Annotated in this window: 16 protein-coding genes; 14 read left to right on the top strand and 2 right to left on the bottom strand. The window is 34.3% G+C overall.

Features of this window, described 5'->3' with window-relative positions; translation table 11 throughout:
• The first annotated feature begins 11 nt into the window (after positions 1-11).
• The 14 genes from I600_RS03645 to I600_RS03710 all read left to right on the top strand — a co-directional run bounded on the left by I600_RS03645 (position 12) and on the right by I600_RS03710 (position 12,147).
• Positions 12-911: a carotenoid biosynthesis protein gene (locus tag I600_RS03645; RefSeq protein ID WP_058103136.1), complete on the top strand. Its 900-nt coding sequence runs from the start codon at positions 12-14 to the stop codon at positions 909-911.
• Between the two features lie 678 nt (positions 912-1,589).
• Entirely contained in the window at positions 1,590-3,155 is a 1,566-nt protein-coding gene (locus I600_RS03650; protein ID WP_058103137.1) for a sulfatase, read from the top strand.
• Between the two features lie 146 nt (positions 3,156-3,301).
• A complete protein-coding gene (locus I600_RS03655; protein WP_058103138.1) occupies positions 3,302-4,426 on the top strand; it encodes an FG-GAP repeat domain-containing protein in 1,125 nt (374 codons plus the stop codon).
• Positions 4,427-4,591: 165 nt separating this feature from the next.
• On the top strand, positions 4,592-5,062 hold the full coding sequence (locus I600_RS03660) for an OsmC family protein (RefSeq protein WP_058103139.1): 471 nt from the start codon (positions 4,592-4,594) through the stop codon (positions 5,060-5,062).
• A gap of 229 nt (positions 5,063-5,291) precedes the next feature.
• Entirely contained in the window at positions 5,292-5,855 is a 564-nt protein-coding gene (locus I600_RS03665; RefSeq protein WP_058103140.1) for a TetR/AcrR family transcriptional regulator, read from the top strand.
• Positions 5,856-5,906: 51 nt separating this feature from the next.
• Complete coding sequence (locus tag I600_RS03670) at positions 5,907-6,314, top strand: nuclear transport factor 2 family protein (protein WP_058103141.1); 408 nt, start codon at positions 5,907-5,909, stop codon at positions 6,312-6,314.
• 114 nt (positions 6,315-6,428) lie between these two features.
• The gene (locus I600_RS03675; protein WP_058104266.1) at positions 6,429-7,292 is read left to right on the top strand and encodes an alpha/beta fold hydrolase; all 864 of its coding nucleotides are present in this window, start codon (positions 6,429-6,431) and stop codon (positions 7,290-7,292) included.
• A 233-nt stretch (positions 7,293-7,525) separates the two neighbouring features.
• The gene (locus I600_RS03680; protein WP_058103142.1) at positions 7,526-8,128 is read left to right on the top strand and encodes a short chain dehydrogenase; all 603 of its coding nucleotides are present in this window, start codon (positions 7,526-7,528) and stop codon (positions 8,126-8,128) included.
• Between the two features lie 47 nt (positions 8,129-8,175).
• Entirely contained in the window at positions 8,176-8,628 is a 453-nt protein-coding gene (locus I600_RS03685) for a GNAT family N-acetyltransferase (RefSeq protein ID WP_058103143.1), read from the top strand.
• A gap of 93 nt (positions 8,629-8,721) precedes the next feature.
• Positions 8,722-9,393: a hypothetical protein gene (locus I600_RS03690; protein ID WP_058103144.1), complete on the top strand. Its 672-nt coding sequence runs from the start codon at positions 8,722-8,724 to the stop codon at positions 9,391-9,393.
• A 32-nt stretch (positions 9,394-9,425) separates the two neighbouring features.
• A complete protein-coding gene (locus I600_RS03695; RefSeq protein ID WP_058103145.1) occupies positions 9,426-9,761 on the top strand; it encodes a hypothetical protein in 336 nt (111 codons plus the stop codon).
• A 44-nt stretch (positions 9,762-9,805) separates the two neighbouring features.
• Entirely contained in the window at positions 9,806-10,585 is a 780-nt protein-coding gene (locus I600_RS03700) for a HipA family kinase (protein WP_058103146.1), read from the top strand.
• Positions 10,575-10,958, top strand: a complete 384-nt coding sequence (locus I600_RS03705) for a DUF3037 domain-containing protein (RefSeq protein ID WP_058103147.1) — start codon at positions 10,575-10,577, stop codon at positions 10,956-10,958. The genes I600_RS03700 and I600_RS03705 overlap by 11 nt, the downstream gene beginning before the upstream one ends.
• A 169-nt stretch (positions 10,959-11,127) precedes the next feature.
• Positions 11,128-12,147, top strand: coding sequence for an adenosine deaminase (locus I600_RS03710; protein WP_058103148.1), 1,020 nt, complete (start codon positions 11,128-11,130; stop codon positions 12,145-12,147).
• Here the strand turns inward: I600_RS03710 and I600_RS03715 are convergent.
• Complete coding sequence (locus I600_RS03715; protein WP_058103149.1) at positions 12,144-13,466, bottom strand: GAF domain-containing sensor histidine kinase; 1,323 nt, start codon at positions 13,464-13,466, stop codon at positions 12,144-12,146. The genes I600_RS03710 and I600_RS03715 overlap by 4 nt on opposite strands.
• 290 nt (positions 13,467-13,756) lie before the next feature.
• Entirely contained in the window at positions 13,757-14,695 is a 939-nt protein-coding gene (locus I600_RS03720) for a PorP/SprF family type IX secretion system membrane protein (protein ID WP_058103150.1), read from the bottom strand.
• Positions 14,696-14,710: the final 15 nt, after the last annotated feature.

Here is a 14,710-nt window from a genome sequence, read left to right on the forward strand (position 1 = left end):
GAGGAAATATTATGAAAAAAATGAGTTCATCTGCAAAATTCAGCTATTATTTAGGTTGGGGATTAATACTACTATATTTTATTAGCAACCTTATTTTTGTTCATGACCCAAGGCCAGCAACAGGAATTCTTGCTCTGGCAGGGTGCATATTTCTCGTAATTCACGGCATAGCTAGATATGGTTGGAAAGGTACCGGACTATTCGTTATTATAGCTTATACCGTTAGTACATTTTTAGAAGATTTAAGCATACATACGGGCTTCCCTTTTGGAAATTATCATTATGATTTATCTAGTGCTCCTTTTGCAGTTCCTTTTATAGACCAAGTGCCTGTAGTTGTAGGTCCAATTTATATTTCTGTTGGCTATTTGTCTTGGACAATTGGCTCTATTATACTGAACCATGCCGATCGCCATTTAGATAAAAAAAATAATATTTTCTTATTACCAATGGTAAGCGCATTTATAATGGTTCAATTTGATTTGGTTCAAGACCCATCAACATCTACCTATCAAGGATTATGGGTTTGGGAAAATGGTGGTGGTTTTGTAGGTGTCCCTTTGGTCAATTTTCTTGGCTGGTATTTCACATGCTACCTTTTTATGCAACTATTTACACTAGTTCTTGCCAAAAATCAAAAAATGATTAAAACTTCAGGCTTGGTTGATAAGAAATCTTATTGGGTGCAACCAATAGTTCTATATTTAACCATTGCTTTTTCTTATGTTACCCAATACATTTATCACATAGACAACAAAACAGAAATACAGGATTTGGCAGGAAATACATGGACGGTAGCAAACCTTTATGAAACAGCTGTAACTGTCATGGTGTTTACAATGTTATACTCTTCTGTATTAGCAATTGTAAATTTATATAAGAATGGAAATAGTGACCTGAAAGCATCGTAATTATTTGCTTATTTAATTTTACTTAAAGCTAGAATAAGTGAACAAGCATATTTCTAAATGAACCAGAGTACATTTAAACTCCAATCAATTAAATAGATTTTTAGTAATGCTTCATCAATACCAGTCATGGTATTTTCGAGTTAATCAAACGAGGCTTAAATAACAAAGTTTCGGACTTGAAAGAGAAAATAATATTATGCTTTTATTCCATTTTATAGGTTTGAATTACATTCCTTTTAATAGATTAAGAATTTATAATAGAGCCGACGGAACAAACTTTGTAGGTATTAATTTATTCCATAACCATTGTCTTAGGTGTTTGGATTTTTAAAACTTCCGGGAATGGACTTTGAGAATAAAACAGTGTATAACAAAACCAAAAACGCTGTGCGTATTTTTTTCATTAAAACAAAAAGGTCTTAGTATTTATTGTCCCTATAGCTATCGGGAATGAATTTAGCTTTGGACAAAAAAAGTAAAACAATAATCCCTCAGTTAAAGCATTGTAGAAATTTCTAAGCTTTAATATATGATTTGTATCTTTTTTTTTGAGATTAGCATATTAATCTGAACTGCTTATTTTATTATAGTTTAAGACGAATATCAAAACAGGTTTTTACTATATTTCCATTATTAATATAGACAATCAATTATCCACCTGTACAAAATCACCATTTAATGAAGTACAATTACATTAAAAACCTTCTTACGGTTATAAGTTCCTTATTCATTCTTTCAAGCTGCAGTGAGCCTGAAAAGAAAGTTAAAAAACCTAATGTACTATTTATTTCTATAGATGACCTTAGACCAAATTTAGGCGTATACGGTGACAGTATTGCCATAACCCCTAACATAGATAAATTAGCAATGTTAGGAACAACATTTATGGACGCTTATTGCCAAGCCGCTGTTTGTGCGCCATCTAGAGCTAGCTTAATGACTGGCATTAGACCGGATTCCACTAGAGTATGGCATCTTGGAGATAAGTTTCGCGATATAAACCCAGATGCTGTTACAATGCCCCAATATTTTTCCAAATTTGGCTATCATACCGTTAATATTGGTAAAATATTTCATAATTACATGCCCGATTCTATCTCTTGGGACGAGCCAGACCTTAGACCCAAACGTTATTTACAAAAAGATTGGATAGGTAGAGATGGTGAAACTTTTTACATCAGTAAAGAAGTAAACGAATCTCAAGCATTAAAAAGAGATTCGTTATTAAAATTAAAATCTGTTAGATATGCTGATGGGTGGAATACCGGTCCTGCATGGGAGGCAGCAGATGTTCACGACACCATGTATTACGACGGTGCCCAAACAAAATTGGCGAAGCAAACATTATCTCGTCTTTCAAAAATGGACAAACCGTTTTATCTTGGACTAGGTTATTTTCGCCCTCACCTACCCTTTACAGCTCCCAAGAAATATTGGGACATGTATGACCCCGAAAAAATACCATTGGCAAATAATCCTAATATACCCAATGGGGCTCCGCTACACAGCATGAATTCCATGTATGAATTAAGACATTATGATGGCTTTTCACATATAGGCCACCCAACTACCGAAAACAATATTAGTATTGATACCGTACGTACTTTAAAGCAAGGGTATTATGCAAGTGTAACTTATGTAGATGCATTGCTTGGAGATTTATTTTCTCATTTAAAAGAATTGAACATATACGATAATACTATTATCGTACTGTTTGGAGATCACGGTTGGAAATTGGGCGATCATAATAGTTGGGGAAAAATGACCAACTACAATATCGATTTAAAAGTTCCATTAATTGTGAGCTATCCGGGTCGAAAAAACCCAGGTGCAAAAACAGATGCCATGGTAGAATTGGTAGATATTTTTCCTTCATTATGTGAACTAGCAGGAATAGATATACCTAATTATTCGCAGGGAAAAAGCTTTGCCCCCTTAACGGAGAACCCCCAATTACCATGGAAAACTGCTGCATTTAGTCAATTTCATCGTAGACCTAAGGTTTCCGCCGATGGTAATCGATATATGGGTTATTCGCTAAACACAAAAAAATACCATTATATAGAATGGTATGGTTGGGACCCAAATACAGGAACTAGAGGAGAATACAAAAATGCAGAATTGTACGACAAAGAAAAAGACCCTTTTGAAACTCTGAATTTAGCTGATATGGATAATATGAATACTATTATACCAGAATTATCCAAACAGCTTGAAGATGGATGGCAAAAAGCATTGCCTTAATAATTAGTACATACTAGGAAAAGAAGAATTCACAAGTAAAATTTAATGTGTCAATTAAAACCTACAGCTAAATTTTAGTTGAAGTTATCATGCTAATGAAAGGGATACTAATTCTTTTCATCAACCAACACCCTTTATCATCTATTATGAATAAACTTATATTATTAATACTACTTGCAGCATTTCAAATTACCACAGCTCAAGAAAGAGGATTTTTTTCTAGAAATGATATGAATGAACAAGAACCAAGATTAAGCTTTGGCACAGAAAAAAAAAGAAGTGCCTCAATTAGTCTAGGTGATATTAACAATGACCAAAAATTAGATGCTGTTATCGCCAATGGGCGTCACTGGCCCGAAAATAATTACATATTCTATAATTACGGCAAAGGGTTTAACACCGTAGGGACATTAGGAACAAAAGGTTCAACCAGCTATACTGCTGAATTGGTCGATTTAGATAATGATAATGACTTAGATATTGTAGAAATCAATGATAACGCACCACATAAAATTTATCTAAATAATGGAAAAGGAGATTTTGAATTTTATTCAGAAGTTGCTCATATTTCAAATGCCAGAAACATCTCAATCGGTGACCTAGACAATAATGGCTTTACAGATTTTATCATTACCAATAGAGGACAAAAAAATACAATATGCTATAACCAAGGGGAATTGCAATTTACGTGTACCACATTAGAAACCGAGCAAAACTCTACAATTGATATTGCTATAAACGATTTAAACAATGATGGATTAGTAGATTTAGTACTTGCCAATAGAGACAATATTGCCAATGAAATATTTATAAACATGGGCAATAGAAAGTTTAAAAAGCAGCTAGATTTTGGCACAGGAAGTTTTGAAACGCGTTCTGTTTCGGTAGCAGATATAAATAACGATGGCTACCCAGATTTAATAACCGGAAATATTAATAGTTCCAATACCATATATTTTGGTGATAAAAATTTCAGTTACAAAAACACCACTTCTTATGGTGCTAACAAAATAGACACATATGCCGTAGCCGTAGCAGACTTTAATAAAGATGGCTTTGTTGATATTGCAACAGCCAACTACCTTGCCCCTAATATTGTTTACATGAATATAGATGGAAAAACCTTTGAAGAAATTAAGCTAACAGACATGGCGGCCAGAACGTATGATATTACGGTAGGTGATATAAATTCTGACGGTTGGGTAGATATTGCCATTGCAAATTCAGATGAATTTAATTTATATTATTTAAACATTTTTAAAGACGAATAGTAAAAAATAGTATCAACCCCTCAAGGTCCCACAGAAATAACCAAGATAGTTTATTACTACTATCTGCAAGAAAAATAGGATGGAATTATATTGATCTTTTGAGCAACATCCTGAACCAAAAATGGAACACGTTATCTATAGATAAGTAAACGACAAGTACTTCAAATGAAAAGTCACAAATACGAAATAAAAGTTGAGTGGACAGGTAACGAGGGAAACGGAACTTTAAACTATACCTCTTACAACCGTAATCACGAAATTAAATCCGTTGGTAAATATGATGCAATTCATGGGTCTTCTGATCCATCATTTTTGGGCGACAAATCAAAATATAACCCAGAAGATCTTTTTCTGTCTTCAATAACAGCATGTCATATGCTATGGTATTTACATTTATGTTCCGTACATAAAATTATAGTAACTGCATATGAGGATAATGCTACGGGTATAATGGCGGAAGATAATAACGGTAGCGGAAGGTTTACAGAAGTTACCCTTAACCCTACCGTTAGAATTTCGGATAAAAACAGAATTCAAGAAGCTAAAGAATTACATGAAGAAGCTAATAAAATGTGTTTTATTGCCAATTCTTGCAACTTTGAAATTAAACATAAACCTAATATTATTTCAGATTAAGACTCATAGAAAAATGTATGTACACCGTATTATACATATTATAAAATATAGGCTATAAAACTAAAGATAAGGCTATTACACCAGAACACTACTACCCCATCATACCAATTTACAATACCACCTTTCCTTTTTGCATCCTATGTTTTCAACAGAAAATCAAAAATCTTAATTTTATATTAAATATTTTACCAATCGTTCGGTAATTAAAAAATAATATTACATTTGTACCATGAGACCACAAAAGGTATTGGACATAGAAATATTAACAGGGTTAACAAAAGTCTTTAGATCAAGAGGCTATGAAGGTGCTAGCTTAAAAGAATTATCAGAAGCTACCGGTCTTAAAAAAGCTAGTTTATATCATAGGTTTCCTAACGGCAAGCAAGAAATGGCAGATGCTGTATTGCAACACTTAGAAGATTGGGTTACCAACAATGTTTTTAATACACTATTGGACACCAACCTTGAACCATCTACTAGATTAAAAGAAGGCTTATCCGCAATTAGAACTTTATATGATGGTGGTAAAAACATCTGCATTTTTCGTGCACTTTCTATGCAAGCCGGCATTGAACTATTTGAAGAGCAGATCAACCAAGGAATGACCGCATACCTTTCTGCCTTTAAAGAAATAGGCATTGCCTTAAAATTAACTCCAGAAGCAGCAGAAGAAAAGGCCTTGCAAGTATTGATAGAAATACAAGGAAGCTTAATTGTAACCAAGGGCTTAGGAGATATCAGCATTTTTGACAAAACCCTACAGAACATTGAACACAAGTATTTAAACCCATAAAAAAATTTAACACAATATTTTACCGAATGTTCGGTAATTAATTTTTGAACTATGAAAAAGTACCCATTACCCCCTTTTACAGAAGAAACAGCAAAACAAAAAGTACAATTGGCAGAGGATGCCTGGAACAGCAAAGACCCTATAAAGGTTTCCATGGCTTATACCGTTGACACCGAGTGGCGCAATAGAAGCCAGTTCATTAATGGTAGAAATGAAGTGCAACAATTTTTAGAACACAAATGGACCAATGAACAAAACTACAAGCTAAAAAAAGAGCTATGGAGCTATCATGGTAACCGAATAGCCGTAAGATTTGAATATGAATATCAAAATCAAGAAGGACAATGGTATCGTGCTTACGGTAATGAAAACTGGGAATTTGACGAAAATGGATTAATGCAAAAAAGATATGCAAGTATTAATGATTTAACAATTAAAGAAAACGAAAGAACATTATAAATGAGAACAATTAACCTTATATGCATCTTGGCATTGACACTAACAACATCATGTCAACAACAAAACACCACACAAAAAAACAAAGAATCCTTAATAATAAAAAACACAAAAACAATGAACACAATACAGTATAAAAAAGAAAATGTAAAGGGAGTAAACATTGCCTATAGAGAGGCTGGTGATCCAAGTAACCCCACTATTGTATTATTACATGGTTTTCCTTCTTCATCGCACCAATACAGAAAAGTCTTAAATCAACTTTCTAATGAGTTTCATTTAATAGCACCGGATTATCCTGGTTTTGGAAACAGTGATTTTCCTTCTCAGAATGATTATCAATATACATTTGACCATATAGCTGAAACAATCAATTCTTTTTTAGAATCTAAAGCTATAGATAAATATGCTATTATGATTCAAGACTATGGTGCCCCAATTGGATTTAGAATAGCAACCGCACATCCGGATAGAATAACTGCAATAGTCAATCAAAACGGAAATGCCTACGAAGAAGGTCTAGGACAAGCCTGGAAAACTACTAAGGAATTTTGGTCCAATAGAAATAAGGAAACCGAAAAGGCCTTATTACCATCTTTTTCTTTGGAAGGGTTAGAATGGCAGTACACGCACGGCACTAGAAACCCAGAAAACGTGAATCCGGACACCTGGCATTTAGATTTCTTAAGACTGTCTAGACCAAATGCACATGCCGTAAACCTAGATCTGTTTTATGATTATCAAAATAATGTAAAACTATACCCTAAATGGCAACAGTATTTACGCGATAACCAACCTCCACTATTGATCGTATGGGGTAAAAATGATGCTTTCTTTCCTGAAAGTGGTGCCCAAGCCTTTAAAAAAGATGTAAAAAATATAGACTACAACATTTATGATACCGGACACTTTGCACTGGAAGAAGACGGCAATGACATCATAGAGAAAATGAGGTCATTCTTAAATAAAAACGTACGATAAATAATATCGGTTTACAAAACAAAGCGGCTATGGGTTATACCCTAGTCGCTTTGTTTTTAGTATATCTTAACGAAATGTATTTTTTCTTTAAAAATTAAGCCATTAAATTAACCTACAATATTATGGGACAAGAAAGAAAACATCCCCTTAAGTTATTAACTTAACCTTACAAAAGTCATTTGCATTTAGCTTGCATCTTTCTTAGATCAGTAGTAACCTTTAAATAAAACAACATGAAAATTTTAATAATAGGAGGCAACGGAACCATTGGTAAAACCGTAGTTTCTCACTTTAAAAATGATAATGAAGTTATTATTGCTGGCCGTACAACCGGTGATGTCACAGTAGATATTGCAGACAGCAGGTCTATTTCATCCATGTTTGAAAAAACAGGAAAATTAGATGCCATCATCTGTATTGCTGGAGAGGCAAAATGGGACAATTTCAACAACCTAACGGAAGAAGATTATTATATAGGTTTAAGAAGCAAACTAATGGGGCAAGTAAATTTGGTTCGCATAGGACAACATTATTTAAACAAAAAAGGCTCCATCACGTTAACTACCGGTATTTTAGCCGATGATCCCGTAGTAAAAACCACTAGTGCAGCTATGGTAAACGGTGGTATTCATAGCTTTGTACAAGCGGTTGCCCTGGAATTGGAAAATGAGATTAGAGTAAATGTGGTATCGTCTGGTATGGTAGAAAATGCCTATGAGAAGTATAAAGACTATTTTCCGGGGCACAACCCCATTCCTATGCCTAAAGTAGTAAATGGTTATGTACGTAGTGTAAAAGGAAGAGGAAACGGAGAAGTTATACGTTTGTATGATTAATAATGACTTCTTAAAACAAATTATCAACTGTTTTTCTATTTTTAATTGTGAAGAATAAAATTGATTTTATCCAAAAGTGGGAATACCCACAAGTTGTAGAGGTTTGGGAAGCTTCCGTCAGAGCTACACATCATTTTTTAAATGAAGAGGATATCCAGTATTTTAAACCTTTGATCTTAAACACCTATTTAGATGCCGTAAACCTTCGTGCCTATAGAAACCATGAAAAGGAAATCATTGCTTTTCTAGGTGTTGACCAAAGTAATCTTGAAATGTTGTTCGTACATCCAGATTATAGAGGCCAAGGTATTGGGGCATTGTTATTACAATATGCCATTAAAAACTTGAAAATAGACAAAGTAGATGTAAATGAACAGAATGAACAAGCTGTAGGTTTTTACGAATATTATCAATTTAAAACACAAAGCAGGTCAGAGTTAGATGCTACCGGTAAACCCTACCCTATTTTACATATGCAGTTAGAAAAATTTGGTACATAATTTAAAAGCTTTTGACGTTCAGAAGGTTAATAAAATAACTAACTTTAGAAAAGAACTTTCTTAAGTATCAAAAAGAACAAAAACCTTTAAATCATGAACAAACTTCTAGCTACATTACTACTTGGCGGTCTTGTAATATCTTGTAATACTTCAAATAAAAACAAAGAGACTTCTAATGACAATTCAACCGAGACTACCGAAGAAATTGCGGATAAAAAATCAAATTTAAAATCTATTGAAAGCGATCAAGATTTAATTGCTACGGCATTAATGGCAGCACCAAAAGATAGTAGGGAAAATACTAAAGTTATCGGTTACAATATGGCAGGTGAATTTGTTACGCTAAAGGAAGGTGACAGCGAGTATATTGTACTTGCAGACGACCCAAAGAAAAACGGTTTCAATGCCGCATGTTATCATAAAGACCTAGAACCTTTTATGGCACGGGGAAGAACCTTACGTAACGAAGGCAAATCTTCAGACGAAATTTTTGCCATACGCGAAGCAGAAGTAAAATCTGGTAAAATAAAAATAACTCCCGGTTCTACTTTGCACATTTATTATGGTCCAAATACAACCTTTGACCCTGAAACATCACAAGTTGAAGGTGCTAAACTACGTTACGTTATTTATACTCCTTTTGCCACATCTAAATCGATCGGTTTACCGGAGACACCCTCAGCTCCCAATCACCCTTGGATCATGGACCCTGGCACTCACAGGGCACATATTATGATTTCTCCGTTAGAAAATAAAGTAGAATGATACCATTGCACGTCTAGTAGCGTTTAAGTGATATGACCAAACGAATACTAAGTTACCTTGGTTGGCTTATTGTTGCTATACTTTTAGGGTTATTCCATATGCGCATAGTTTTAGGACCGGCACCAGAATCAGACCATACTAAATTCTCGTTGTCAAGTATGGTATATGAATGGGCATTGGTACAGGTTGGCACAATCATTGGCTGTATTATTGCCGTTATATTTATTTTGCTCGATGTTGTATTTCTAAACAACAAACTTAAAGCTAATAGTAATTCAGTACTTTTTAAATTTCTGATTATTTCTATAATTGCTGTTATTGTTGGGGTTACCCATTATGTCTTAGAAGAAGTTTTCAATGTTATTTAGATAAGCAGAGGTATAGATATTACTACAAACTATATCTTAGCAATATGAATACAATTGATATTAGGACAGTAGATGTTGTTCAATATTTGCAACCCTTACGGGAAGGAGGCTCTATGCCGGCCATTGTAAAAGCAAATGATGATTTTTTATATGTACTGAAATTTAGAGGGTCAGGCCAAGGAAAAAAATCGCTCATTGCAGAATTTATTGGCGGAGAATTGGCACGTGCCATAGGTTTAAAAGTACCTGAACTGGTATTTATGAATTTAGAGGACTCCTTTAGACAAACAGAGCCGGATGAAGAAATTCAAGATTTATTAAAGTTTAGTGTTGGGTTAAATCTTGGGTTGCATTTTTTATCCGGCGCCATTACTTTTGATCCATTAATTTCTAAGGCAGATACATTAACAGCATCTAAGGTAGTAGTATTGGATAGCTTGATCAGCAATATAGATCGAACGGCAAAAAATGCAAATCTCTTATTTTGGCACAATGAGTTATGGGTCATAGACAATGGTGCCAGTTTCTATTTTCATCATAATTGGGAAACCTGGGAAAACCATTTATCAAGAACCTTCCCGTTCATAAAAGATCATGTACTATTACAACAGGCCACTGCCCTCTCTGAAGCAGCAGCAGAAATTAAAAAGTACATTACCTTAGAAAAAGTAACTGAAATAGTTTTAAATATACCAGAAGATTGGCTATCAAGCGAGTCTGACGTTTTGAATGCGGATGAAAAAAGAGCTGCCTATATACAATTTATAAACACTAAACTATCAATGATAGATGTATTAGTAAAAGAAGCCGAAGATGCAAGATAGACATACATTTAAGTTTGCCATAGTTAGAATAGTGCCCAAGGTAGAACGAGAAGAGTTCTTTAATGTAGGTGTGATTTTATTCTGTAAACGAACAAAATTTTTAGATATTAAATATCATATCGACGAGAAAAAATTAAAAGCTTTTTCTCCAGAAATAGAATACGAGATATTAAACGAATATTTAAAGGCATGGAAGCTGATATGTGAGGGTAAAGAAGCAGGCGGACCCATAGGTAAATTAAACCTACCAGATCGATTTGGATGGTTAACAGCTTGCAGAAGCACCGTTATACAAAGCTCTACCACGCGATCAGGACTAAGTATAGATCCTGAAAAAGAACTTGAAGATATTTTTAATACCTATGTTCTTTAAGCAATCTGTTTATCTTATTACATCAAAGTGCCAACCTAAATTAATGCCTGATCTATTTGAAAACAATAGCTATAGCAACCAACAAAAATAAATATCAAGTTTTAAAAGTAAGTTTATTACATTAAATGGACTTACATATCTTAAAAAAGGAAATCAAAACTACTACGCTATGGAATCATCTAAACTTAAAACTATTATTCAAGGAATTCCAAAAGCGGAACTCCATCTACATTTAGAAGGTAGTTTTGAGCCAGAATTGATGTTCGAGATTGCAAAGAGAAACAACATCAACTTACCTTACGATTCCATTGAGTCCGTAAAGGAAGCTTATAAATTTAACAACTTACAAGAGTTTTTAGACATCTACTATGCAGGCGCACAAGTATTGTTGCACGAGCAAGATTTCTTTGATCTTACATGGGCATATTTAACCAAAGTTCACAGTGAAAATGTAAAACATGCAGAAGTATTTTTTGACCCCCAGACCCATACAGAACGTGGAGTAGCCTTTGATGTGGTCATCAATGGAATTCATCGAGCCTTAGAAAAGGGAAAAAACGAACTAAATATTTCTTACAAACTCATAATGAGCTATTTGCGTCATTTAACTGAAGATGCTGCCTTTAACACGCTAGAATCTTCTATTCCTTTTAAAGAAATTATAGATGGTGTTGGTTTAGATTCTTCGGAAATGGGAAATCCGCCAAGTAAGTTTAAAAAAGTGTTTAAAGCATCTGCAGAACATGGATACAAACTCGTGGCACATGCAGGTGAAGAAGGTCCTGCAGAATACATTTGGGAAGCTTTGGATATTTTAAATGTTGAGCGCATTGACCATGGTAATCGTTGTCTAACGGACGAAGCTTTGATAAAAAGACTGGTGAATGAGAAAATTGCATTGACCCTTTGTCCTACCAGTAACGTTGCCTTAAAAGTAATTCAGAAGATGGATGAGCATCCAGTTGCCAAAATGTTGGACAAGGGGATTCTTGCGACCATCCACTCAGATGATCCTGCGTATTTTGGTGGATATATGAACGAGAACTACTACCAGACCGCAAAAGCGCTGAATTTGAGTTTGGAACAAATAGAACAATTGGCCATTAATGCATTTGAAGCCAGTTGGCTAAGTAAGGCATCTAAGGAAAGACATATTACTGAGGTAAAAGAGTATTTTAAATCTCTTTAATCCGCAAGGGGAATAAATATATCAAAAACAGCACCGTTACCAAGAGAGCTCTCTACCCTTATCTGTCCGCTATGGGTAGTCACAATTCTCTTTACAATTGCCAGCCCAATACCGGTACCTTGATATTCTTCATCACTATGTAAGCGTTGAAAGATTTCAAAGACCTTGTTTTCATATTTTTGATCGAACCCAATACCATTATCAGATATTAAAATACGAGAATATTGTCGGTCTTCGTTTAAATTAAGTTCCGGGTAATCCGTTCCGTTAACCACCGAGCCATGTACTTTTATAGTTGGCTTGATTTCATTTTTTGAAAACTTTATGGCATTGGTAAACAAATTAAAAAGCAATTGTTTAAACTGTACAGGTCTCACTGTAATTGGACAGTCTTTTTGAACTCTGAGCAAAGTTTTATGTTCTTTTAATTCTTCACTCAAAATATCCTTTACATCTAAGACCAAGTTTTTTAATGAAACAGTGGTCAAGCTATTATCAATAGATTCCGTTGCTCCATATGCCATTAAATCTTGAATTAGATTACGCATACGACCGGCGGACAAGTCTATTCTTTCTAATTTATGCTTTCCCGCTTCCGATAAATTGTTGAATTCGGTATCACTGATCTGAGAAATGAACATTTGAATTTTGCGCAACGGTTCTTGAAGGTCATGGCTACAAATATGATTAAACGACTCTAGATCATTGATCATCAACTCAAGCTTAATCGTTTTTATTTCAAGTTGATTGGTTCGTTGAAACACCTTACGCTCTAGTTTTTTAGAGAATTTTTTCAGCTTTTTATGAGCACGTTCCAATTCTAACTTATTCTTTCTAAGCTCCAACAAATTAATAACCTGCTCAGATAAAATGTTGAGAGATTCTTTTTGGCTTTGCGTAAGATTTCTAGGTTTATTATCAATAACACATAAAGTACCTAGAGGTAATCCGTTAGCATTCTTTAATGGAATACCTGCATAGAAAACAATATTAGGATCACCTGTAACCAAAGGATTATTTTGAAAACGGCTATCTTCTCTTGCATCTTCCGTAGTAAATATTGGTTCATCACTAGTTATAGCATGAGCACAAAATGCATCTTCAATTGGTGTTTCAGAGGTTTCTAAACCATAGTGAGATTTAAACCATTGCCGCTTATCATCAAGTAAAGTGATCAAAGATATTGGGGTCTGACAAATTTCTGCTGCAAGTTGGGTTAGGTTATCATAATCTTTTTCAGGCAAGGTGTCTAAAATTGAATATGAATCAAGAAGAGCTAATCTTTCTTTTTCCTTAGGATGGATCTTGGCTTTCGTCATTGTTTTTATAAGAGCGGTAGTTTTTAAGGCAACAAATATAAGGAGCCCATTACCTTAAAAACCTAAATATAATATAATCTTACGAAAATCCACTAGGTAAAAATCCATCAAAGAGATGAATGTCCCCTTTTAGTTTACTGAAATTTTATGGCAAATAAATGGCATGTTTAATGAGGGTTAAAAATATATCTTTTTGATTTTGATGTATCATAATGGTAATGAGAAAAGTAATCTCCAAGACCTATAAAGCAGTCCTACAAATAATCTATTGCTTTACAAATAGAATTATTTTAAAAGAATCTTGGAGTGAGAATATTTTTGTAATTAGTCAAAAATTCAAACCTTAAAAAAATCTCAAAAGATCCGTCGTTGAATGAAGTACTCCCTAGTTCTGTAATTTCACGGTCATAGGCAAGTCCGAGCATTAGTTTTTCATTTAATTGAAAACCAACTAGTGCACTTAGTGCGGCATTCCATCTGTAAGCTGCCCCTAACGAAAATGTATCGTTCAACAATACTGTAGCAGAGAGATCTGCTTGTAGAGGTGCGCCTTCTACAGCTTTAAAAAGTAATGCTGGTTTTAATTTTAAATCTGGGTTTACCTCAAAAACGTAACCTGTAATTAGGTACCAGTTCATACGTTCTTGTGCTATATAGGAATTACTGTTCCCAGAAGAATCAAAGTGTTCTGTTTCCAGAAAATTAGGTATTGAAAGACCAGCATAAAATTGTTCCGTATGGTAATACACCCCCGCACCAAAATTTGGTGAAAACTTCTTGTCTATGTTCGTTTGACCTAACGCTGCGGTAGACGGGTCATAATTTCTTAACTTATTAAAATCAATATTTAAAAAATGCCCACCAGCTTTTAATCCAAAAGACAATTTTCCATTTTCAGAAGTAGGTATGGTATAGGAAAAAACGGCATCAAAATAAGTATCTTGGTTGGTACCATTACCTATTTCATCGTTTACGATGGAAAGACCCAGCCCTACCCTTTCAGAAATAGGACTATGTACATTGAGTGTTTGGGTTGTTGGGGCTCCATCTAAACCCACCCATTGTGAACGGTGCAAAGCAGCAATACTAAGAACACCTCTTGAACCAGCATAGCCAGGGTTCACCGCTACCGTATTATACATATACTGGGTATACTGCGCATCTTGTTGAGCATTAATAGTACAAAAAGAAGCGAGAAAAATTAAGAAAATTATAAGTTGATTCTTCATAATTAATTTTACTGT

Origin of the sequence: Maribacter dokdonensis DSW-8 (assembly GCF_001447995.1) — a bacterium.
GTDB classification, from domain to species: Bacteria; Bacteroidota; Bacteroidia; order Flavobacteriales; family Flavobacteriaceae; genus Maribacter; species Maribacter dokdonensis.

What these genes read in the sequence shown, in the direction of transcription:
- I600_RS03645 (WP_058103136.1), top strand. Translation starts at nt 12, where the DNA reads ATGAAAAAAATGAGTTCATCTGCAAAATTCAGCTATTATTTAGGTTGG.
- I600_RS03650 (WP_058103137.1), top strand. Translation starts at nt 1,590, where the DNA reads ATGAAGTACAATTACATTAAAAACCTTCTTACGGTTATAAGTTCCTTA.
- I600_RS03655 (WP_058103138.1), top strand. Translation starts at nt 3,302, where the DNA reads ATGAATAAACTTATATTATTAATACTACTTGCAGCATTTCAAATTACC.
- I600_RS03660 (WP_058103139.1), top strand. Translation starts at nt 4,592, where the DNA reads ATGAAAAGTCACAAATACGAAATAAAAGTTGAGTGGACAGGTAACGAG.
- I600_RS03665 (WP_058103140.1), top strand. Translation starts at nt 5,292, where the DNA reads ATGAGACCACAAAAGGTATTGGACATAGAAATATTAACAGGGTTAACA.
- I600_RS03670 (WP_058103141.1), top strand. Translation starts at nt 5,907, where the DNA reads ATGAAAAAGTACCCATTACCCCCTTTTACAGAAGAAACAGCAAAACAA.
- I600_RS03675 (WP_058104266.1), top strand. Translation starts at nt 6,429, where the DNA reads ATGAACACAATACAGTATAAAAAAGAAAATGTAAAGGGAGTAAACATT.
- I600_RS03680 (WP_058103142.1), top strand. Translation starts at nt 7,526, where the DNA reads ATGAAAATTTTAATAATAGGAGGCAACGGAACCATTGGTAAAACCGTA.
- I600_RS03690 (WP_058103144.1), top strand. Translation starts at nt 8,722, where the DNA reads ATGAACAAACTTCTAGCTACATTACTACTTGGCGGTCTTGTAATATCT.
- I600_RS03695 (WP_058103145.1), top strand. Translation starts at nt 9,426, where the DNA reads ATGACCAAACGAATACTAAGTTACCTTGGTTGGCTTATTGTTGCTATA.
- I600_RS03700 (WP_058103146.1), top strand. Translation starts at nt 9,806, where the DNA reads ATGAATACAATTGATATTAGGACAGTAGATGTTGTTCAATATTTGCAA.
- I600_RS03705 (WP_058103147.1), top strand. Translation starts at nt 10,575, where the DNA reads ATGCAAGATAGACATACATTTAAGTTTGCCATAGTTAGAATAGTGCCC.
- I600_RS03710 (WP_058103148.1), top strand. Translation starts at nt 11,128, where the DNA reads ATGGAATCATCTAAACTTAAAACTATTATTCAAGGAATTCCAAAAGCG.
- I600_RS03715 (WP_058103149.1), bottom strand. Translation starts at nt 13,466, where the DNA reads ATGACGAAAGCCAAGATCCATCCTAAGGAAAAAGAAAGATTAGCTCTT.
- I600_RS03720 (WP_058103150.1), bottom strand. Translation starts at nt 14,695, where the DNA reads ATGAAGAATCAACTTATAATTTTCTTAATTTTTCTCGCTTCTTTTTGT.